Genomic DNA, 20,977 nt, shown 5'->3' on the forward strand with positions numbered 1-20,977 from the left:
CAATAAATGAACCGCCTAAAGGAAAAATTCCAACAAGAAATTACTCCTGCTCTGATGAGCAAGTTTAACTATAAATCTGTTATGGAAACTCCAAAAATTGATAAAATCGTAATTAACATGGGTGTCGGCGATGCAGTATCAAACGCTAAAGCTTTAGACACTGCTGTTGAAGAGCTAGCTATTATCACTGGTCAAAAGCCATTGGTTACTAAAGCTAAAAAATCCATCGCAGGCTTCCGTCTTCGTGAAGGTATGCCAATCGGTGCGAAAGTAACTCTTCGCGGTGAGCGTATGTACGAATTCCTAGACAAATTAATTTCTGTTTCTTTACCTCGTGTACGTGACTTCCGTGGTGTATCTAAGAAAGCATTCGACGGTCGCGGTAACTACACTCTTGGTGTTAAAGAACAATTAATCTTCCCTGAAATTGACTATGATAAAGTGAGCAAGGTTCGTGGTATGGATATCGTTATCGTAACGACTGCCAACACTGACGAAGAAGCTCGTGAACTACTTACTCAATTCGGAATGCCATTCCAAAAGTAAGATAATCGCTAAATAAGGGAGGCGAAAACGTGGCTAAAAAATCAATGATCTTGAAGCAAAAAGCAGGCGCTAAATTCAAGGTTCAAGAGTACACTCGCTGCGAACGCTGCGGGCGTCCACACTCTGTATACCGTAAATTTAAACTGTGCCGTATTTGTTTCCGTGAACTTGCTTATAAAGGACAAATTCCTGGCGTTAAAAAAGCTAGCTGGTAATACCTGATATTGGGAAGGAGGTAAATAAACAATGGTCATGACAGATCCAATTGCAGATTTGCTTACTCGCATCCGTAATGCGAATATGGTTCGTCACGAGAAATTAGAAGTTCCAGCTTCTAAGATTAAAAGAGAAATCGCTGAAATCTTAAAGCGTGAAGGCTTCGTACGTGACGTTGAATTTATTGAAGACAACAAACAAGGTATCATCCGTATCTTCTTGAAATACGGTGCTAACAATGAGCGTGTAATTACTGGATTAAAACGTATCAGCAAGCCTGGTCTACGTGTATATGCAAAATCAACTGATGTACCACGCGTACTTAACGGTTTAGGTATTGCTCTAGTTTCTACATCTCAAGGCGTTATAACTGACAAAGATGCTCGCGCTAAGCAAATTGGCGGAGAAGTTCTAGCATACGTTTGGTAATAAATCTTTACACGAATGGAGGTGCACTAAATGTCCCGCATAGGTAAAAAAATAATTGAAATTCCTGCTGGCGTAACTGTTACAGTTGCTGATAACAACACTGTAACTGTTAAAGGCCCAAAAGGTGAATTAACTCGTGCTTTTAGTCCAGAGTTAACAATTAATATAGAAGAAAATGTTCTTACTGTATCCCGACCTTCAGAAGAGAAGACGATCCGCGCTCTGCACGGAACAACTCGCGCGCTTATCTCTAACATGGTTGAGGGTGTATCTAAAGGATATCAAAAAAACCTTGAACTTATTGGGGTAGGTTACCGTGCTCAGAAACAAGGCAATAAGCTTGTACTGAACGTTGGTTACTCTCACCCAGTTGAATTCGAACCTGAACAAGGCATCGAAATCGAAGTTCCTGCTAACACAAAGATCTCCGTCAAAGGAATCAGCAAAGAGCGTGTAGGCGCTTTGGCAGCTAACATCCGTGATGTACGTCCACCAGAGCCTTACAAAGGTAAAGGTATCCGTTATGAAGGTGAAGTTGTTCGCCGTAAAGAAGGTAAAACTGGTAAGTAATGCGTCATAAGTAAACGAAAGGAGTGACCTAAATGATCACAAAGCTTGATAAAAACGCAACCCGTAGAAAAAGACATGCGCGTGTACGTGCTAAGCTTTCCGGTACTGAAGCTCGTCCTCGTCTAAATGTGTATCGTTCTAACAAGCACATTTATGCACAATTAGTTGACGATCTAACAGGCGTAACTCTTGCAAGTGCTTCTACTTTAGATAAAGACTTAGGCCTTGAATCAACAAGCAACCTTGAAGCAGCTCAAAAAGTTGGCGAATTAGTTGCTAAACGTGCTGTAGAAAAAGGTGTTAAAGCTGTGGTATTTGACCGCGGGGGTTACCTTTTCCATGGTCGTGTAAAAGCATTAGCTGATGCTGCTCGTGAAAACGGCTTAGAATTTTAATCAAAAAAGGAGGGACATATCAGATGCGTCGCATTGATCCAAATAAACTTGAACTTGAAGAACGCGTTGTTACGGTTAACCGCGTAGCGAAGGTTGTAAAAGGTGGACGTCGTTTCCGCTTCACTGCATTAGTAGTGGTTGGTGACAAAAACGGACATGTTGGATTTGGAACTGGTAAAGCTCAAGAAGTACCAGATGCTATCCGTAAAGCAATCGAAGATGCTAAGAAAAACCTAATTACTGTACCTATGGTTGGTACTACTGTACCACACCAAGTTAACGGTCATTTCGGTGCTGGCCACATTCTATTAAAACCAGCTTCTGCTGGTACTGGAGTTATCGCTGGCGGACCAGTTCGTGCTGTACTTGAACTTGCTGGTGTTAGTGATATTCTTTCTAAATCCCTAGGATCTAACACACCAATTAACATGGTGCGTGCAACTATGGATGGTTTGAAGCAATTAAAACGTGCTGAAGACGTAGCGAAATTACGTGGCAAATCAGTAGAAGAACTGTTAGGATAAGGAGGGAATTCGAATGGCAAATAAATTAGCAATTACCCTCACTCGCAGCTTAATTGGTCGCCCTGAAGATCAACGCGTAACAGTTAATACGCTTGGGTTACGCAAAATGCATCAAACTGTTGTTCATGATGATAACCCTGCGATTCGCGGTATGATTAACAAAGTTGCTCATCTTGTTACTGTAAAAGAACAATAAAATATATTTCTCATATAACAAGGAGGTGCCAACATGAAACTTCATGAGTTAAAACCTGCAGAAGGTTCTCGTAAAGAACGTAACCGCGTCGGTCGCGGTATCGGTTCTGGAAACGGTAAAACAGCCGGTAAAGGACACAAGGGTCAAAACGCTCGTTCAGGTGGTGGTGTACGCCTAGGCTTTGAAGGTGGTCAAACTCCACTATTCAGACGTCTTCCTAAACGCGGATTCACTAACATCCACCGTAAGGAATTTGCTGTAGTCAACCTTGAAACATTAAACCGCTTTGAAGACGGTACAGAAGTTACTCCAGAACTTCTTATCGAAACAGGCGTTGTAAGTAATGAAAAAGCAGGAATCAAAATTCTTGCAAAAGGTAACGTTGAGAAAAAGCTTACTGTGAAAGCTCATAAATTCTCCTCTGCTGCTAAAGAAGCGATCGAAGCTGCTGGCGGTAAAACTGAGGTGATTTAATGTTTCGCACATTCTCCAATTTTATGCGCGTGGGTGATATAAGAAATAAAATCCTATTCACCCTTTTAATGTTGATTGTTTTTAGAATTGGGGCATTCATTCCAGTTCCAAACGTAAATGCAGATGTACTGAGAGCACAGGACCAGATGAATGTATTTGGAATTCTAAACACATTCGGCGGCGGTGCGCTGCAGCAATTTTCCATTTTTGCAATGGGGATTATGCCTTACATTACTGCTTCCATCATCATTCAGCTCTTGCAGATGGATGTAATTCCTAAGTTTACCGAATGGTCTAAACAAGGAGAAGCTGGAAGACGTAAATTAGCTCAGTTTACCCGCTATGGAACCATTGTGCTTGGCTTTATCCAGGCCATTGGAATGTCATACGGATTTAATAACATGTCTAACGGGTTATTAATTAACAATCCTGGCATTGGAACATATCTTTTGATTGCCACAGTTTTAACAGCGGGTACTGCTTTCCTTTTGTGGTTAGGAGAGCTGATTACCTCCAAGGGAGTAGGTAATGGTATTTCCATTATCATCTTCGCTGGTATCGCTGCAGGAATTCCTGGAACTGTTAACCAAATATATGCTCAGCAGTTAGAAAATGCAGGAGATAAACTATTTTTAAATATAGTGACTGTCGTACTGATTCTTCTTGCTGTGATCGCGATAATCGTTGGAGTAATATTCATTCAGCAGGCATTGCGAAAAATTCCGATTCAGTATGCTAAGCGAGTGGCTGGACGCAACCCAATGGGCGGCCAATCAACACATTTACCATTAAAGGTGAATTCAGCAGGAGTTATTCCTGTTATCTTTGCAGTATCATTCTTGATTACTCCGCCAACGATCGCATCATTCTTTGGTACAAATGACGTAACTCTTTGGATCCAAAAGAATTTCACATATACTCACCCAGTCGGAGCTGCTGTGTATGTGGCGCTAATCATTGCTTTTGCTTATTTCTATGCGTTTATCCAGGTCAACCCTGAACAAGTAGCGGATAATTTGAAAAAGCAAGGCGGATATGTTCCTGGCATCCGCCCGGGACAGAACACTCAAGATTATCTTTCTAGAGTACTGGGCCGATTAACTTTTGTCGGTGCAATATTCTTGGCTCTGATTGCCATTTTGCCTGTTATTTTCATCTCAATTGGCAATCTTCCGCAATCAGCACAAATTGGAGGTACCAGCCTGCTGATCGTCATCGGGGTCGCCCTAGAAACGATGAAACAGCTGGAAGCCCAATTAGTGAAACGTCATTATAAAGGCTTTATCAAATAAAGGGTTTTGGGAACAGATTGTTCCCCAAACCTATCATAGATTTTGAGGGGGGAACCTAAGTTGAACCTAGTATTAATGGGGCTTCCGGGCGCCGGTAAAGGTACTCAAGCCGAAAGAATCGTAGAACAATACGATATCCCTCATATTTCTACAGGAGATATGTTTCGCGCGGCTATCAAAAGCCAGACGGAACTTGGTTTACAAGCAAAATCGTACATGGACAAAGGAGAACTAGTTCCAGATGAAGTGACCATCGGGATCGTCCGTGAAAGATTGAGTAAAGATGATTGCACTAAAGGTTTCTTACTAGATGGTTTTCCACGTACTGTTGCGCAAGCCAGTGCTTTAGAAGCCATTCTTGCTGAGCTTGAACGCCAAATTGACTTTGTTATCAATATTGACGTTGATAAAAATATACTAATGGAACGTTTAACCGGCCGACGCATCTGTAAAGACTGCGGGGCTACGTATCATTTAGTATTTAATCCTCCGGCAAAAGAGGGAGTCTGCGACCGCTGCGGCGGAGAACTTTATCAGCGGGCTGATGATAATCAAGAAACTGTCCAGACTAGATTAGAAGTTAACGTGAAGCAGACACAGCCTCTTCTAGATTTCTATGAAGACAAAGGTTACCTTCGAAATATAAACGGGCAGCAGGATATTGACAAAGTGTTTGCAAATATCCAGGAACTCCTTGGGAGCTTGCAATAATGATCATTTGTAAAACCCCTCGCGAGCTGGAAATTATGCGCGAAGCTGGCAGGATCGTTGCCTTAACTCATCAAGAACTAAAACCGCACATTCAGCCAGGTATAACCACGAAAGAATTAGATCAAATAGCAGAAAATTTCATACGCAAACATGATGCAATTCCTTCATTTAAAGGGTATAATGGTTTTCGCGGAAGCATATGCGCTTCTGTGAATGATGAATTAGTACATGGTATCCCGGGGAACAGAGTCCTCAAAGGTGGCGATATAATCAGCATTGATATAGGTGCTAAATATAATGGCTATCACGGTGACTCGGCCTGGACATATCCTGTTGGCAATATTGATGATGAAACGCAGCGGCTCTTGGATGTTACCGAAGAGTCATTATATAGAGGATTGAAAGAAGCAATGCCAGGCGTGCGTCTTTCAAACATCTCCCATGCTATTCAGACTTATGTTGAAGAAAACAAATTCTCAATTGTTCGAGAGTATGTTGGACATGGAATCGGTCAAGACTTACATGAGGAACCTCAAATCCCTCATTATGGTCCGCCGGGAAAAGGTCCTCGCTTAAAGCCTGGTATGGTTATATGTATCGAGCCTATGGTTAATGCAGGAAGCCGTTATGTTAAAACACTTTCAGATGACTGGACTGTTGTAACGGTTGACAAGAAGATGTGTGCTCATTTTGAACATACCATCGCCATTACTGAAACAGGTTATGATGTATTAACCAAGCTTTAAGATCTGTGGTCCTAATCGGTATTAAAGGCTGTTTCATAAATGTACAGAGTTCACATAAATTCGAGTTATAGCTGATATGAAGGGAGAAGATTTATAATGGCGAAAGATGATGTAATTGAAATTGAGGGCAAAGTAACTGAAACTTTGCCAAACGCTATGTTTAAGGTAGAATTAGAAAATGGTCATACTGTTTTAGCTCATGTTTCCGGTAAAATTCGTATGCACTTTATTCGCATTTTACCAGGCGATAAAGTAACAGTTGAGCTTTCACCGTATGATTTAACTCGCGGCAGAATCACTTACCGATTCAAATAATCTGGTTCTCTCCGATCTATATAAGGAGGTTAAATCAATGAAAGTCAGACCATCTGTAAAGCCGATCTGCGAAAAGTGTAAAGTAATCCGCAGAAAAGGTAAAGTTATGGTTATTTGCGAAAACCCTAAGCATAAACAAAAACAAGGCTAATTGAAGGAGGTGCGCATATACAATGGCACGTATTGCTGGAGTAGATGTTCCACGTGACAAACGTATTGTCATTTCATTAACATATATTTTTGGTATTGGTAAACCAACTGCACAACAAATCTTAGCAGAAGCTGGTGTTTCTGAAGATACTCGCGTACGCGATTTAACTGAAGATGAATTAAACAAAATCCGTGATATCATCGACAGATTAAAAGTAGAAGGAGATCTTCGCCGTGAAATTTCTTTAAACATTAAACGTTTAATGGAAATCGGCAGCTACCGTGGTCTTCGTCACCGTCGCGGCTTACCTGTTCGCGGACAAAACACTAAAAATAATGCTCGTACGCGTAAAGGTCCAAAACGTACTGTAGCTAACAAGAAAAAATAATCTGTAAAGGAGGGTACATTTCATGGCACGTAAAACGAATACGCGTAAACGTCGTGTAAAAAAGAATATTGAAACTGGTATTGCTCATATTCGTTCAACATTTAACAATACAATCGTAACTATCACTGACAGCCAAGGTAACGCTATTTCTTGGTCAAGTGCGGGTGCATTAGGATTCAAAGGATCCCGTAAATCCACTCCGTTCGCGGCTCAAATGGCAGCTGAAACTGCAGCGAAAACTTCTATGGAACATGGTTTGAAAACTCTTGAAGTAACTGTTAAAGGTCCTGGAGCAGGCCGTGAAGCTGCAATTCGTGCACTTCAAGCTGCTGGTCTAGAAGTTACTGCAATTAAAGATGTGACTCCAGTTCCACATAACGGATGTCGTCCACCAAAACGTCGCCGTGTTTAATTTTTCTGTATAGAAATTGTATCCCTGTCTATACTGGGATATGATAGGAAGTTTGCGTTAATACAGAAGAAATAATTCAGTTGTTGCGCACAATCGGGAATGTTAACATGGGGAATTTCGGTTAGCCACATAACTAGCCGGGGTTTCGACGTTTTGAAGGAGGGTTTATTTAAATGATCGAAATAGAAAAACCAAAAATCGAAACGGTTGAAATCAGCGATGACGCCAAGTACGGTAAGTTCGTCGTCGAGCCACTTGAGCGTGGGTATGGTACAACTCTGGGTAACTCCTTACGTCGTATTCTATTATCCTCACTCCCAGGTGCCGCTGTCACATCTATCCAGATAGATGGTGTACTGCATGAGTTCTCAACAATTGAAGGCGTTGTAGAAGATGTTACTTCTATTATTCTAAATGTGAAGAAACTAGCTCTTAAGATTTACTCCGATGAAGAAAAAACGCTTGAAATTGATGTGCCGGAAGAAGGAGTAGTTACGGCAGCTGATATTACTCATGATAGTGATGTAGAAATCCTAAATCCTGATTTACACATCGCAACCATTGGTAAGAACGGCCATATGCGTATGAGATTAACTGCACGCAGAGGACGCGGTTATACACCAGCTGACCAAAATAAGAGAGAAGATCAGCCAATTGGCGTTATTCCCATCGACTCTATTTACACTCCGGTTTCACGTGTCTCCTACCAAGTAGAAAATACACGTGTTGGACAAATGACTAACTACGATAAGCTGACGTTTGACGTTTGGACTGATGGCAGCAATGGTCCAAAAGAAGCTATCGCGCTTGGAGCCAAGATTTTAACAGAGCATTTGAATATTTTCGTTGGTTTAACTGACGAAGCTCAAAATGCAGAAATCATGGTAGAAAAAGAAGAAGATCAAAAAGAAAAAGTTCTTGAGATGACTATCGAAGAATTAGATCTTTCTGTTCGTTCTTACAACTGTTTAAAACGTGCTGGAATCAATACCGTTCAAGAGCTTGCTCATAAAACGGAAGAAGATATGATGAAGGTTCGTAATCTAGGCCGCAAATCACTTGAAGAAGTGAAAGCGAAACTAGAAGAATTAGGCTTAGGTTTAAGAAAAGACGATTGATATAATAAATAAAGTCCTTTCCTGACCAGGCTATATAGAAAATGACTTCAATAAAGGAGGGAATCTCTCAATGGGTTACAGAAAGTTAGGACGCACTAGCTCTCAACGTAAGGCTCTACTTCGTGATTTAGCAACTGACCTAATCGTAAGTGAGCGTATTGAAACAACAGAAGCTAAAGCTAAAGAATTACGTTCTGTTGTTGAAAAAATGATCACTTTAGGTAAACGTGGTGACTTGCACGCACGCCGTCAAGCTGCAGCATTCATCCGCAACGAAGTAGCTAACGCTGAAACAGGTCAAGATGCTCTTCAAAAATTGTTCAGTGACATCGCTCCACGTTATGAAGAACGTCAAGGCGGTTACACTCGTATAATGAAAGTAGGTCCTCGTCGCGGAGACGGAGCACCAATGGTTATTATCGAGTTAGTTTAATAAGCATGAATAAAAGGGCGGGACAGTTCCAAACTAACTTGTTCTTTGCCCTTTTTTCTTACCTTGTTAAATTTTTTGTTTTTTTTGTAAAATGCAATACGCTAATAGAGTGTTACGATGACCGGTTTTTAACCGGCCCGTCTAGCTCTCGCACCCCTCCAGCTTTCATAGGATGAAAGTGTAAAAATGCTCTTATTCGTAAATAGGATGCTTCTAAAGCTGTTCTTAATCTACCGGGAAAATTTTTTCTTGTGGAAGGGGTGCAGCGTTTTTTTATATCCTTTTTTAGAAAAGGATCATTTTTCTGACGTATGGAAAATAGACCTTAACTTCTTTTGCCAGCAGCAAAAGACTTTCTACTAGAGCAGAGATCAGTATAGGAGAGGCAAGAGGAGGAGAGCACATGAAGAATGCTCTGGTACAGTTGGAACAAGTTGTATTTAAATATGATGGCCAGGAACAGAATGCAGTCGATTCTGTCTCTTTCGACATCTATGAGGGTGAATGGCTGGCTATTGTGGGCCATAATGGTTCAGGCAAGTCCTCTCTGGCAAAGCTCTTGAATGGACTCCTATATCCACAATCCGGTAGGATCACTGTCCAAGGCCAGAATTTATCGGAGGAAACAGTCTGGGGTGTCCGCAGACAGATTGGCATGGTGTTTCAGAATCCTGATAACCAGTTTGTTGGTACCACCGTACAGGATGATGTGGCTTTTGGTTTAGAAAACGCTGGGATACCCAGAGAGGAAATGCTTCTCCGTGTAGACGATGCTCTCAAGCGGGTTAACATGGATTCATTTCTTAATCAAGAGCCGCACCATCTATCTGGCGGACAGAAGCAAAGGGTAGCTATTGCTGGAGTTTTGGCATTAAGGCCAAGTATCATCATTCTGGATGAGTCTACTTCCATGCTCGATCCCAAAGGACGAGAGGAAGTACTTGGTACTGTCAGGGATCTTATGAAAGAACGGGGAATCACCGTTGTTTCTATAACCCATGATTTAGAAGAAGCCTCCCGTGCCGACCGAATGATCGTGATGAATCAGGGGTCCCTTTATAAAGAAGGTACACCCAGAGATATATTTAAGCTGGAAGAGGAGCTTGTAACCCTGGGACTTGACATACCTTTTCCCATTAAACTGAGCGCCCTGCTGCAACAACGGGGAGTACGTTTAACTGGATCACATCTAACCGACAAAGAGCTGGTGAATGATTTATGCAAATTAATCTCAACAATGTAGAGCACAGGTACCAAAAAGATACTCCTTTTGAGAGAGTTGCTTTAAGAGAGGTTAATATCGATATACCTTCAGGAACTTATCTTGCAATTATTGGGCATACCGGTTCAGGTAAGTCTACCCTGCTTCAGCACCTTAATGGCCTTTTGAAACCTACTAAAGGGTCGGTCCAAATTGGAGAGAACACGATACAGGCAGGGAAAAAGGATAAGAACCTCCGCGCTGTCCGCAAAAAGGTAGGAATCGTATTCCAGTTTCCCGAGCACCAATTGTTTGAGGAAACCGTATTAAAGGATATTTGTTTTGGTCCTATGAACTTTGGTATACCTGAGGAGGAGGCAGTTACCCTCGCTAAAGAAGCCATCCGTAAAGTTGGCTTATCTGAACAAATTCTGGACAAGTCCCCTTTTGATTTGTCAGGCGGACAAATGAGAAGAGTGGCGATAGCTGGAGTGCTTGCGATGAAGCCAGAGGTAATCGTCCTTGATGAGCCGACTGCCGGCCTTGATCCAAGGGGCCGAATGGAAATCATGGACCTGTTTTACGAAATACACAAAGAGGCTGGGATTTCTACTATATTGGTCACACACAGTATGGAAGATGCGGCTAGATATGCTGATGAGATTGTTATTATGCATCAAGGTACAGTATATGAGAAAGGCAGTCCAAGAGAGATATTTTCAAAGAGTGATGAGCTTGTTACTTTAGGATTGGATGTTCCCAATACAGTACGTATGCAGCTTATGATCGAGAATCAGTGCGGCAGGAAGCTGGGACAGATATGCCTCACTATGGATGAACTGGCTTGTCAGATTGAAAGTCTCCTTGAAGGGGGTGTTTCGAAATGATGGATAAAATGATCTTTGGACGTTATGTTCCTGTGGAATCTCCTATGCACCGGATGGATCCCCGGGCCAAACTTCTAATGGTATTTATATTTGTATTTATCATTTTTCTAGCGAATAACATTCCGACATATGTGCTTGCAGCAGCGTTTACGTTTATTATTCTAAGATTATCAAATATTCCTGCCCGTTTTTTGATAGGCGGCCTTAAGCCTGTTTTTTACCTCATTTTATTTACCTTCCTGCTTCATATATTTTTCACTAAGGAAGGCAATCTGCTTTTTAAGTGGAGTTTTATAGAAGTGTATGAAGATGGGCTGCGCCAGGGAATATTCATATCCTTGCGCTTTGCTTTGTTAATACTGATTACATCTATTTTAACGCTGACAACCACTCCTATATCGATTACAGATGGGCTCGAAACCTTGTTTAACCCTTTAAAAAAGTGGAAGCTGCCGATCCATGAATTAGCACTGATGATGTCGATTTCTTTACGGTTTATTCCGACCTTGATGGAAGAAACCGATAAAATCATGAAAGCACAGGCGGCAAGGGGTACTGAATTCTCCAGCGGACCTATAAAAAATAGAATCAAAGCGATTGTTCCCTTGCTTATTCCTTTGTTTGTCAGTTCGTTTAAAAGGGCTGAGGAGCTCGCGACCGCTATGGAATCAAGAGGTTACCGCGGCGGTGAGGGAAGAACCAAATACCGTCTGTTGGAATGGGAAGGTACAGACACGGTGCTGATCGCGGCCATAGGGGTAATGACTGTACTGTTATTCATATTACGAGCGTAATGGAGCTGTTAAATGGAAAGATTTAAATGCAAAATTATGTATGATGGCACTCATTTTTCAGGGTATCAAGTCCAGCCCGAAAAAAGGACCGTACAGGGAGTTATTGAAAGTGTTCTAACTAAATTGCATAAGGGCACTCACATCCGCATTTCAGCATCGGGGCGAACTGATGCAGGAGTCCATGCCAGAGGCCAGATTATCCACTTTGATTCTCCGCTCCAGATACCTGAAGAAAATTGGCTGAAAGCAATGAATACCCTGCTTCCTGATGATATTTCTGTGGTACAGATCAGTAGAGCTGATCCAGGATTCCATTCACGGTTTGATGCGTCGGGAAAGGAATATCGGTACTTTGTGAGTCTTGGAACAGTAAGGGATCCTTTCAGGCGTAATTATTCATACCAGGCAGGATTTAAGCTTGACTATGAGGCTATGAATGAATCAGTGAAGCATTTAATAGGCACTCACGATTTTACGAGCTTCTGCTCTGCTAAAACGGAAGTAGAAGACCGGGTAAGGACCATTCGTACTATTGAATTTGTGGAGAGCGGAGATGAGCTGATGTTCCGCTTTGTAGGCAATGGTTTTCTTTATAACATGGTAAGGATATTAGTAGGAACGATTTTAGAAGTAGGGACGGGCAGGAAGCGACCTAGTGAGATGAAAGAGATCCTGGAAAAAAAGGATCGCAGCTGTGCCGGGAAAACGGCACCGGGCCACGGATTATATTTATGGGAAGTCTTTTATGATTAATTTTTTTCACCCAAAAACAGCTGGGCGGAAATCCAGTAATATCAAGGCGTTCCCGATTTTTATGACAACTAATCCTGGTGTAACATTTTCTTGACATTACGTCCTAAAAATTATATCATATCATAGGTATGATATTTAAACCCCACGTTAAGCCCCGGAAGACTTTACGTGATTGAAAATAAATATAACCAACGATTTAATAGGAGGGTAACCATGCGCACGACATTTATGGCGAAAGCAAATGAAATTGAACGTAAATGGTTCGTTATTGATGCTGAAGGTAAAACTTTAGGTCGTCTTGCAAGTGAAGTAGCAGCTATCTTGCGTGGAAAAAACAAGCCAACATTTACACCAAACGTTGACACAGGTGATCATGTTATCATCATCAACGCTTCTAAAGTAGAACTTACAGGTAAGAAACTTACAGATAAAATTTACTACCGTCACAGTATGCACCCAGGCGGTCTAAAAACTAGAACGGCTCTTGAAATGCGTACTAACTACGCTGAGAGAATGATCGAGCTTGCTGTTAAAGGCATGCTTCCAAAGAACTCTCTTGGCCGTCAAATCTTTAAAAAATTACACGTATACGCTGGCAGCGAGCATCCACACCAAGCTCAACAGCCTGAAGTTTACGAACTACGCGGATAATAAAGGGAGGATATTATAATGGCACAGGTACAATATTATGGCACTGGTCGTCGTAAGAGCTCCGTAGCACGTGTACGTTTAGTACCAGGCGACGGACGCATCGTAATCAACGGCCGTGATATCAACGAATACATTCCATTCGAAGCTTTACGCGAGGTTGTTAAACAACCACTTAACAATACAGAAACAGTGAACAGCTATGACGTTCTTGTATCTGTACAAGGCGGCGGCTATACTGGCCAAGCTGGCGCAATTCGCCACGGAATCTCCCGTGCATTGCTTCAAGCTGATCCTGAATACCGTGGATCACTTAAATCAGCTGGACTATTAACTCGTGACGCTCGTATGAAAGAACGTAAAAAATACGGTCTTAAAGGCGCTCGTCGTGCACCTCAGTTCTCAAAGCGTTAATTTTCGCTTTCAAAGACTCTCAGTCATCTTGGCTGGGGGTCTTTTTTATGCTGGAAAGTGTTTTTTCGCCCAATTATCAAATGGTTTCGCGGAATTACGTAAAAAATAACCAATTTGGAAAACTCTAAAGATCAGTACAATATTGTTACATTAAACCGCGGCTTTCAATCTTTACTCTGTATTGTGGTACACTTTAAGTACGAATAGGATATTAATCAGAGGTGTCCAACTTGAAAACAGTATTAATAATCGGTGGCGGCGTAACAGGTCTGGCCGCTTTATATGAGCTGAATAAATGGAAAAAAGAATGTCAATCGAATGTAAGGCTGGTACTGGCTGAAGCTGCGGCAAAGCTTGGCGGAAAGATTCGAACCGTCAAGGAAGGCGGCTTTGTAATGGAAACCGGAGCAGACTCTATGGTTACCCGTAAAGCACACGGTATGGATTTTATTAAGGAGCTGGGACTGGAGGGTAAATTAGTCTATAACGCCGCTGGCAGGTCGTTCATCTATAGTGATGGGGAGCTTAAGCTGATTCCTGCAGATTCTGTATTTGGTATCCCTGCCAGTATTGAATCACTGGCGAAGAGTACCCTTGTATCAGCAGAGGGTAAAGTCGAGGCATTAAAGGACTTTTTTACAAAGAATGAAAACTTTACAAAGAATGATTCCATAGGCAAGTTTCTGGAGTGCTTTTTGGGGGAAGAATTGGTTCAAAAGCAAATTGCGCCAGTGCTTTCAGGTGTATATTCTGGAAACCTCAGTGATCTTACTATTGCTTCGACTCTGCCTCAGGTATTTGATTATAAAGAGAAGTATGGAAGTATAATTAAAGGCTTTGAGGAGAATAAGAAGACATGGCAAAGCAGCGGTGAAAAGAAGTTCCTTTCACTAAATGGCGGCCTAGATGCGCTTATTCATGCATATGAAAAAACCCTTGATCAAACAGAAATTTTGAAGAATATGAAAGCAGATAAGGTTGAAAAAGCAAGTGGCAGGTATCGGGTTTTCTTTTCTAATGGGGAAATTATAGAAGCAGACCAGATTGTGCTAAGCATACCTCATAATGCGGCAGAAACATTGTTTACGGAGGATTCAGTAAAAATGGAGTTCGCACCGTTAAAAAACAGCTCGCTTATTTCAGTATATCTTGGCTTTGATATTCCAGACAGCCGGCTGCCCGCGGATGGTACAGGCTTTATCGCTTCAAACACGGACGATCTATCCTGTAATGCATGTACATGGACAAGCCGTAAGTGGAAGCACACATCGGAGAGCGGGAACCTCCTTGTAAGGCTGTTTTATAAAAGCAGCAATCCAAAATTCACGGCTTTAAAAGAAATCGAACGAGAGAAGCTTATTGAAACGGCCCTAAAGGATATTAAGAAAAGTTTAGGTATTACAGCAAAGCCCTTAGTGAGTGAAGTAACGGATTGGACAGAAAATATGCCCAACTACCTGATTTCCCATCCAAAGACAGTGGCAGCTCTTGAAAGCAGACTGGCTGAGGATTATCCGGGGATTTGGCTTGCCGGGAGTTCTTATTATGGTGTCGGTATCCCTGACTGCATAGAAAATGGAGCAGCCACAGGAAAGAAAATTATTGAGAAATTATAAAAATACAATCCCCTCCTGGTAAAGAAGGGGATTTATTTTATTTATTGTTGTATGTCTTTGCTGCACAAATTTTATTATCCCCAAATACCTGCTGAAGTCCCCTTTAAATAATTCCCAGAGCGGAAAATCCCCATTATAAGAATTACAGGAACCTCCATGCAGAAACTAACTCCATAGTATGAATGGCAGCGGTAAGTGTTAGTTCTAAACGAAGGTTTATTTACCGGCTAGCCGAAAAGAGGTGCTTTATGAATGTGATCACCACATTAAAGGAGAAGCAAAGGGAGAAGCAGGTTAAATATGAGAGGAAAGTTCTGAGAGAGCTCTCTATAGATCAATTAAAGAAGAGAGTGCAGCAGCAGTTTGGGCATAACCGTCTCTTTCAGCTTTCCTTTTCCCAGGTTCTTGAAGAGGGATGTTATGATGTAGCTATAGAGGCTTATTTACTGGGCGCACATTTCAGTAAATTCGGTTATTACGGAGAAAATATAGCATCTGTTAAAAATCGCTGCAGGGCAGAGGAAAAGCACTTAATCGATACTCTATTTAATTTTGTTCTATATTGGGGAAAGGCTGAACAGCAGGACTATGTGAGTGAATCTCTCTATTATGAATGTGAGCAATATGTCGATTCCTGGTGGAATGACGGCTTTCAAAAAGGCCAGAAAATGTACAAGCTGCGGCTACATTAATAAAAGCTTCGGTTCTAAAACCCCCGCTCGTCCCATATTTTGTACCATATAGGGATGAGCGGGGGTTTTTGTATTGAAGAAAAAATGGAAATACAGCGGAATCGCGATTGGGATCACATTATTGTTTTTACTCATTACCTTTCAAATTATTGATAAAGATTCTTGGAAACCATGGAGTCTGCCGCTGTCAGGCAAGATTATAGTCATTGACCCGGGACATGGAGGGGTGGATGCCGGAGCAAATAACGGTCCGGTATTAGAAAAGGAGATTGCCCTGTCGGTTTCCAAAAAAATAAGGGACTATCTCCAAGAGCAGGGAGCACTTGTTCTTCTTACCAGAGAGGAAGACAAAGACCTGGCAAAAAAGAATACCAAGGGGCTGAGAGCGCGAAAGCGGGAAGACCTGAGGGAAAGAGTGGAATTTATCAATAAGTCACAGGCTGACTTGTATATCAGTTTACATTTGAATGCCTTCCCGTCTACGCAGTGGAGCGGTGCACAGACGTTCTATACTTTAAGGTACGATGAGAACAAGCGGGCTGCTAAATTCATACAGGAAGAGCTTAAACGAAATTTAGAGAATACTTCCAGAGAAGCTAAAGCTATGAATACAGTCTACTTAATGAAACATGTGAAAAAACCCGGAGCTTTAGTAGAGATCGGATTTCTATCTAACCCTATGGAACGTGCTAATTTACAAAGCGATATTTACCAGGAAAAAGTCGCTGCTTCCATTTATAAAGGGATTTCCCGTTATTTTACCGAAGAATACATCAATTAAAACCGCTCTCACCGGGTTTTATAAGCAAGGGATTTAAAGAATTCAAAGCATATATGATATACTGAATATGGAAGCGAATTCAAAAAGGCGGTGCTGGAATTGTTAACAGAACAACAGATAAGGGATATTTTAAAGGATTTAAAGGATCCTTTTATACATAAAACGCTAGAGGAACTTGGCGGTATTCAAGAAGTTAAAATAAAGCCGGAAAAGAACCATGTTAGCGTTAAGATTGCCATAGCAAAAACGGGAACAAGCGAGCAGATGCAGCTCCAGACGGTCATTGTTGATTTGCTGAAAAAAGCAGGGGCAGCATCCGTAGGAATACGTTTTACAGACTTGCCGGAGGATGAACTGCTTAAGCACCGCAGTTCTATGCCGCAAAAGGATCTAGGCTTGTTATCCCCGGAATCCAAAACCAAATTTATTGCGATTGCCAGCGGCAAGGGCGGCGTAGGAAAATCTACAGTTTCCGTAAATCTAGCAACGTCACTTTCCCGCCTCGGAAAAAAGGTCGGTTTAATTGATGCAGATATATACGGGTTTAGTGTACCGGACATGATGGGAATTACGCATCGGCCGATCGTTCGGGGAGATAAAATCATACCAGTGGAACGTTTTGGAGTTAAGGTAGTTTCAATGGGCTTCTTTGTTGAAGACAATTCGCCGATCATATGGAGAGGGCCTATGCTCGGTAAAATGCTCAACAGCTTCTTTACTGAAGTGGAGTGGGGCGATATTGAATATCTTCTGCTGGACCTCCCTCCAGGCACAGGAGATGTTGCATTGGATGTACACTCCATGCTGCCATCCTGCAAAGAAATCATCGTCACTACCCCGCATCCTACTGCAGCTTTTGTTGCGGCCAGGGCAGGAGCGATGGCCATTAAAACCGAGCATGAAGTAATTGGCGTAATTGAGAATATGTCATACTTCGAGAGCAGGGTCAGCGGTGAAAAGGAATATGTATTTGGTAAAGGCGGGGGAGATAAGCTTGCGGACGAGCTTAATACTACTGTTCTTGGCCAGCTTCCGCTGCAGCAGCCGGACTGGAATGATGAGGATTTTGCTCCATCCATCTATGCCGAGGATCATCCGACTGGAAAAGTATATATGTCCATTTCAGAAAAACTCATTGATATCTTAGATAAGTAAAATAAGAAAACGCCTCACTTACGAGGCGTTTCTTTATTTCTTAGCTTTAGATGCAGGCATCTCTTCTGCAGCCTTAATGATTGTATCCTGCATTTTGGCTTTAAATAACGGACTGTCCATTGTTTCAAGCATCACCTTTTGTACAGTGTCCCTGTATTGTTGGCTTTGAAGAACCTTTAGATAAGAACTGCTCAGCTGAGGGTCCTGCATAAGGCTTATAATTTGTTTTTGGTAAGCCGGGTCCTTCATAAGATCTTTTAACAGTTTTTCGTGTTCACTTTTTAAACTTTTTGCATAAGTAGATGCGAACTTCGGATCACTTAAATTTTTCTGCCAAAAGGTTTTGCTTTTATCTGAGGTAAGGTTGGTTTGAATGGTATTAGTCACTAATGGGTCATCCAGCACAAATTGCTCTCTAATCTTGGGATCTTTAAGGACTTCCTGAAAAGCCTTTTTTCCATCCTCGGATTTGATAATATCCATAACCATTTTTTTGGTTTCTTCGTAATCCACTTTTTCCTCATGATTACTGCCCCCGGCTAGGTTACATCCTGACAAAGTGAGGAAAAAGGCAGAGAGAAGAAGAATCAAGGCTCCGCTTCGCATTAGGAAACCCCTTTCTTGTTTCATATGTTTTTAATATAATCTTTCTGATAAAAATTATTCTCTTGAAGAGGCACCTAGATTTTTCTAGTGCTGGTTGGTACAATCAGGATAGTACAGTATAAGAAAGTATATGGGGGATATAGAGAGTGAATAGCCGTAACCTCGTTAGATTATTACTCACTACATTGCTGCTCGGAGGGTTATCAGCTGTATTAGTTGGAATAGCTGCCCGCTGGAACGAACTTGGCCCGCTTATCACCAAAGGGGCTTATGGGGAGCTGCTGATGACAATTGTATGGCTTATCGGCCTTGGCTTTTTATTCAGTGTCATCAGCCAGATGGGATTCTTTGCATATTTGACGGTCCATCGCTTCGGCCTTGGGATTTTTGGAGCAAGCTGGAAGGGTGTTCAAGTTGTATTGATAGCATTTGTGCTATTCGATTTAATATACTTTGGCCCAATATGGTTTGGTAATGAAAGTGACAGAAGTATTTATGCAGTATATAGTGCTTTTCTATTGGTCAGCGGTCTTGCGGTTGGCTGGTATAAAGCAAGAATTACGAATAATGCAGCTTTTATCCCAGCCGTCTTTTTTATGATTATTGTAACGGTTGTTGAATGGGTGCCGGTCCTGCGATCTAATGATAAGGATTGGATGCTGTTTATGCTGCTGCCGCTGCTGATCTGCAACGCCTATCAACTTCTCATACTGGGATCTTTAAACACCCGGTCAAGACAGGAATTAGAATTAAAAAAGAATTAACCGTGAACGGGTTAATTCTTTTTTTTTGTACAATTTTTCATCTGTATCCTGACAGGAGGCTATACATCAGGACCATTATTCGTAATGTAAATTGCCCCTGGCTGATTATATTCATAAGAGCTCTGTGCGATCCCTGCCGCTGAACAAGGGTGTAACTGTCCTATTTAATTTCTTCTGTTTTAGTGCTTGAGTTGGCAATCATTTCGGAGACACTGACAAACTTAAGGTTCTTGGATTGTACAGAGTCAATAATCTGCGGCAATGCCCTGGCCGTTTGCTTAGCGGAATCAGATGCGTGCAGCAAAATAATATCTCCATCTTCCACATCTTCTATATTCGTTACGATTTCCTGTACTCCGGGATTGGTCCAATCCTTTGAGTCCAGGCTCCAGTGAACAACTGAATATCCATAACGATCAGCAACCTTTAATAAATTTTTGTCAAAATGTCCGGTCGGGGACCGGAGTAATTCAATATTTTTGACATTTAGTTTTCGGAAAACATCTTGTGCTTTTGAAATGTCACGTGCAATTTCCTGTTCCTCCATACTGGTGTAATCCTTGTACCCATAGCCTAAGATTCCAATTTCATAGCCCTGCTTTACAATTTGGGCAACTAACTCAGGGTGTCTCTCCGCCCATGACCCCGAAACGAAGAAAGTGGCGGCTCTAACCTTTTCTTTTTTTAATGTCTCCAGAATAGGCTTGGCTCTAACATCGCCCCATCCGATATTAAAGGTTAAAGCAAGATCCCTTTCTCCTTTATAAACCGCCTTTGGACCAGTCATTGTCGAAAATACGGAGAAGTTATTCAGGGATTCAACGTAGAGAAAAACTGCAGTGAAAAAAGCAATCACGATAATAAACGTATACTGCTTTATCTTTTTGACATTTGCCGCTTGAAAATAATACAAAGCTATCACCTCGTCCATAGACTCTTGTCTCATCCTATGCGTGTTCAAGGGACTTATGACCAAAATATTTGTTTCGCCGGACATAAAATAGGAAATTCAGGAGAAAAATAGGAGGAAAATAGACTGAAGGTGGAAAAGATGCTTGGAATGCTGATTAACGAGAAAGAAATTCGAGAAATAGAATATTTAATCAAAAGAGAAATGGATGAGATTCTATTCGATCTTACAGATACAAGGATTGAGCATATCGTGAAAAGATCCATGGAAGAAAGATATCAAATTCTTTTTAGTTTATTTAAAAGAATTGCTGATCCTAAGGATTGTTTGCTATATATGCGGACGGCAGAGAAGCCCAAAAGTGCTTCAGTGGATAATACGAAGCCAGTTAAGAAAAGAAACAAAAAAGTTATTGACTCATAATGATTCCGCTGGTATAGTAATAAACGTTGCTGCGAAACATTTTACTGTTGAACAGCGAACGAATTTAAAAAAGTTGTTGACTTAAGTTGCAGCTGCATGGTATATTAGAGAAGTCGCCTCGTGAGGAGGTTGACTAACATTGACCAAGATAATTGTTCTTTGAAAACTGAACGAAACAAGACGCCAGGTATTTTCTCTCTGAGAAAATACAAAAACAAGTTTTAAACTTTTAAGAGCTATATCAAACATTCTTCGGAGAGTTTGATCCTGGCTCAGGACGAACGCTGGCGGCGTGCCTAATACATGCAAGTCGAGCGGATGGAAGGAAGCTTGCTTCCTGAAGTTAGCGGCGGACGGGTGAGTAACACGTGGGCAACCTGCCCCTAAGATCGGGATAACTTCGGGAAACCGGAGCTA

The 20,977-nt window shown here is 41.6% G+C and carries 31 protein-coding genes and 1 rRNA gene; 30 read left to right on the top strand and 2 right to left on the bottom strand.

Translation table 11 applies throughout. From position 1 onward, the window contains the following. The first annotated feature begins 6 nt into the window (after positions 1–6). From rplE to CUU66_RS03240, 27 genes are all read left to right on the top strand, one after another. Positions 7–546, top strand: coding sequence for a 50S ribosomal protein L5 (rplE, locus tag CUU66_RS03110; protein WP_101640223.1), 540 nt, complete (start codon positions 7–9; stop codon positions 544–546). A gap of 29 nt (positions 547–575) precedes the next feature. Then, entirely contained in the window at positions 576–761 is a 186-nt protein-coding gene (locus tag CUU66_RS03115; RefSeq protein ID WP_026693334.1) for a type Z 30S ribosomal protein S14, read from the top strand. Positions 762–792: 31 nt separating this feature from the next. Then, positions 793–1,191, top strand: coding sequence for a 30S ribosomal protein S8 (gene rpsH / locus CUU66_RS03120; RefSeq protein WP_101640224.1), 399 nt, complete (start codon positions 793–795; stop codon positions 1,189–1,191). Positions 1,192–1,221: 30 nt separating this feature from the next. Continuing rightward, the gene (gene rplF, locus CUU66_RS03125) at positions 1,222–1,761 is read left to right on the top strand and encodes a 50S ribosomal protein L6 (protein ID WP_101640225.1); all 540 of its coding nucleotides are present in this window, start codon (positions 1,222–1,224) and stop codon (positions 1,759–1,761) included. Between the two features lie 32 nt (positions 1,762–1,793). Further along, positions 1,794–2,156, top strand: a complete 363-nt coding sequence (rplR, locus tag CUU66_RS03130; protein ID WP_101640226.1) for a 50S ribosomal protein L18 — start codon at positions 1,794–1,796, stop codon at positions 2,154–2,156. Positions 2,157–2,179: 23 nt separating this feature from the next. Beyond that, the gene (gene rpsE, locus CUU66_RS03135; protein ID WP_101640227.1) at positions 2,180–2,680 is read left to right on the top strand and encodes a 30S ribosomal protein S5; all 501 of its coding nucleotides are present in this window, start codon (positions 2,180–2,182) and stop codon (positions 2,678–2,680) included. Between the two features lie 13 nt (positions 2,681–2,693). After that, positions 2,694–2,876 carry a 50S ribosomal protein L30 gene (gene rpmD / locus CUU66_RS03140; protein WP_101640228.1) on the top strand — a complete coding sequence of 61 codons (183 nt, stop codon included), beginning with the start codon at positions 2,694–2,696 and terminating at the stop codon, positions 2,874–2,876. Positions 2,877–2,909: 33 nt separating this feature from the next. Then, positions 2,910–3,350 (top strand): 50S ribosomal protein L15, encoded by a 441-nt coding sequence (gene rplO / locus CUU66_RS03145; protein WP_101640229.1) that lies wholly within the window; start codon positions 2,910–2,912, stop codon positions 3,348–3,350. After that, positions 3,350–4,642: a preprotein translocase subunit SecY gene (secY, locus tag CUU66_RS03150; RefSeq protein ID WP_101640230.1), complete on the top strand. Its 1,293-nt coding sequence runs from the start codon at positions 3,350–3,352 to the stop codon at positions 4,640–4,642. The genes rplO and secY overlap by 1 nt, the downstream gene beginning before the upstream one ends. Positions 4,643–4,702: 60 nt before the next feature. Beyond that, positions 4,703–5,353 (top strand): adenylate kinase, encoded by a 651-nt coding sequence (locus CUU66_RS03155; RefSeq protein ID WP_101640231.1) that lies wholly within the window; start codon positions 4,703–4,705, stop codon positions 5,351–5,353. Further along, a complete protein-coding gene (map, locus tag CUU66_RS03160; RefSeq protein WP_101640232.1) occupies positions 5,353–6,099 on the top strand; it encodes a type I methionyl aminopeptidase in 747 nt (248 codons plus the stop codon). Before CUU66_RS03155 ends, map begins: the two co-directional genes overlap by 1 nt. Before the next feature lie 96 nt (positions 6,100–6,195). Next, positions 6,196–6,414 (top strand): translation initiation factor IF-1, encoded by a 219-nt coding sequence (infA, locus tag CUU66_RS03165; RefSeq protein ID WP_026693344.1) that lies wholly within the window; start codon positions 6,196–6,198, stop codon positions 6,412–6,414. A gap of 37 nt (positions 6,415–6,451) precedes the next feature. Beyond that, a complete protein-coding gene (gene rpmJ / locus CUU66_RS03170) occupies positions 6,452–6,565 on the top strand; it encodes a 50S ribosomal protein L36 (RefSeq protein WP_003156543.1) in 114 nt (37 codons plus the stop codon). 22 nt (positions 6,566–6,587) lie between these two features. Next, a complete protein-coding gene (rpsM, locus tag CUU66_RS03175; RefSeq protein ID WP_101640233.1) occupies positions 6,588–6,953 on the top strand; it encodes a 30S ribosomal protein S13 in 366 nt (121 codons plus the stop codon). A gap of 22 nt (positions 6,954–6,975) precedes the next feature. Next, positions 6,976–7,365 (top strand): 30S ribosomal protein S11, encoded by a 390-nt coding sequence (gene rpsK, locus CUU66_RS03180; protein ID WP_026693346.1) that lies wholly within the window; start codon positions 6,976–6,978, stop codon positions 7,363–7,365. A 173-nt stretch (positions 7,366–7,538) separates the two neighbouring features. After that, positions 7,539–8,483 (top strand): DNA-directed RNA polymerase subunit alpha, encoded by a 945-nt coding sequence (locus CUU66_RS03185; protein WP_101640234.1) that lies wholly within the window; start codon positions 7,539–7,541, stop codon positions 8,481–8,483. A 70-nt stretch (positions 8,484–8,553) separates the two neighbouring features. After that, positions 8,554–8,916 carry a 50S ribosomal protein L17 gene (gene rplQ / locus CUU66_RS03190; RefSeq protein WP_101640235.1) on the top strand — a complete coding sequence of 121 codons (363 nt, stop codon included), beginning with the start codon at positions 8,554–8,556 and terminating at the stop codon, positions 8,914–8,916. A 403-nt stretch (positions 8,917–9,319) separates the two neighbouring features. Next, positions 9,320–10,159 (top strand): energy-coupling factor ABC transporter ATP-binding protein, encoded by an 840-nt coding sequence (locus CUU66_RS03195; protein WP_101640236.1) that lies wholly within the window; start codon positions 9,320–9,322, stop codon positions 10,157–10,159. Continuing rightward, a complete protein-coding gene (locus CUU66_RS03200; protein WP_101640237.1) occupies positions 10,135–11,004 on the top strand; it encodes an energy-coupling factor ABC transporter ATP-binding protein in 870 nt (289 codons plus the stop codon). Before CUU66_RS03195 ends, CUU66_RS03200 begins: the two co-directional genes overlap by 25 nt. Then, positions 11,001–11,798, top strand: coding sequence for an energy-coupling factor transporter transmembrane component T family protein (locus CUU66_RS03205; protein WP_101640238.1), 798 nt, complete (start codon positions 11,001–11,003; stop codon positions 11,796–11,798). The genes CUU66_RS03200 and CUU66_RS03205 overlap by 4 nt, the downstream gene beginning before the upstream one ends. Positions 11,799–11,810: 12 nt before the next feature. Then, the gene (truA, locus tag CUU66_RS03210) at positions 11,811–12,551 is read left to right on the top strand and encodes a tRNA pseudouridine(38-40) synthase TruA (RefSeq protein WP_101640239.1); all 741 of its coding nucleotides are present in this window, start codon (positions 11,811–11,813) and stop codon (positions 12,549–12,551) included. Between the two features lie 213 nt (positions 12,552–12,764). Further along, positions 12,765–13,202: a 50S ribosomal protein L13 gene (gene rplM, locus CUU66_RS03215; RefSeq protein WP_101640240.1), complete on the top strand. Its 438-nt coding sequence runs from the start codon at positions 12,765–12,767 to the stop codon at positions 13,200–13,202. An 18-nt stretch (positions 13,203–13,220) separates the two neighbouring features. Continuing rightward, complete coding sequence (rpsI, locus tag CUU66_RS03220) at positions 13,221–13,613, top strand: 30S ribosomal protein S9 (RefSeq protein WP_101640241.1); 393 nt, start codon at positions 13,221–13,223, stop codon at positions 13,611–13,613. Positions 13,614–13,843: 230 nt separating this feature from the next. After that, the gene (gene hemG, locus CUU66_RS03225; RefSeq protein ID WP_101640242.1) at positions 13,844–15,229 is read left to right on the top strand and encodes a protoporphyrinogen oxidase; all 1,386 of its coding nucleotides are present in this window, start codon (positions 13,844–13,846) and stop codon (positions 15,227–15,229) included. Between the two features lie 248 nt (positions 15,230–15,477). Beyond that, positions 15,478–15,921: a YbaK family protein gene (locus CUU66_RS03230; protein WP_101640243.1), complete on the top strand. Its 444-nt coding sequence runs from the start codon at positions 15,478–15,480 to the stop codon at positions 15,919–15,921. Between the two features lie 73 nt (positions 15,922–15,994). Continuing rightward, positions 15,995–16,702, top strand: a complete 708-nt coding sequence (gene cwlD / locus CUU66_RS03235; RefSeq protein WP_101640244.1) for an N-acetylmuramoyl-L-alanine amidase CwlD — start codon at positions 15,995–15,997, stop codon at positions 16,700–16,702. Between the two features lie 99 nt (positions 16,703–16,801). Continuing rightward, positions 16,802–17,857 (top strand): Mrp/NBP35 family ATP-binding protein, encoded by a 1,056-nt coding sequence (locus CUU66_RS03240; RefSeq protein WP_101640245.1) that lies wholly within the window; start codon positions 16,802–16,804, stop codon positions 17,855–17,857. Positions 17,858–17,890: 33 nt separating this feature from the next. On the opposite strand, the gene gerD is transcribed toward CUU66_RS03240, so the two are convergent. After that, the gene (gerD, locus tag CUU66_RS03245; protein ID WP_101640246.1) at positions 17,891–18,463 is read right to left on the bottom strand and encodes a spore germination lipoprotein GerD; all 573 of its coding nucleotides are present in this window, start codon (positions 18,461–18,463) and stop codon (positions 17,891–17,893) included. A 146-nt stretch (positions 18,464–18,609) separates the two neighbouring features. On the opposite strand from gerD, the gene CUU66_RS03250 reads away from it, so the two are divergent. Continuing rightward, positions 18,610–19,227 carry a KinB-signaling pathway activation protein gene (locus CUU66_RS03250; protein ID WP_101640247.1) on the top strand — a complete coding sequence of 206 codons (618 nt, stop codon included), beginning with the start codon at positions 18,610–18,612 and terminating at the stop codon, positions 19,225–19,227. 160 nt (positions 19,228–19,387) lie between these two features. On the opposite strand, the gene pdaB is transcribed toward CUU66_RS03250, so the two are convergent. After that, a complete protein-coding gene (pdaB, locus tag CUU66_RS03255; RefSeq protein WP_374702960.1) occupies positions 19,388–20,140 on the bottom strand; it encodes a polysaccharide deacetylase family sporulation protein PdaB in 753 nt (250 codons plus the stop codon). A gap of 138 nt (positions 20,141–20,278) precedes the next feature. Between pdaB and CUU66_RS03260 the strand changes: the two genes are divergently transcribed. After that, positions 20,279–20,560: a hypothetical protein gene (locus CUU66_RS03260; RefSeq protein WP_101640250.1), complete on the top strand. Its 282-nt coding sequence runs from the start codon at positions 20,279–20,281 to the stop codon at positions 20,558–20,560. A 249-nt stretch (positions 20,561–20,809) separates the two neighbouring features. Next, positions 20,810–20,977 (top strand): 16S ribosomal RNA (locus CUU66_RS03265); the annotation flags it as partial.

It is taken from the genome of Peribacillus deserti (assembly GCF_002863585.1).
In the GTDB taxonomy this organism is placed as follows: Bacteria; Bacillota; Bacilli; order Bacillales; family DSM-1321; genus Paraperibacillus; species Paraperibacillus deserti_A.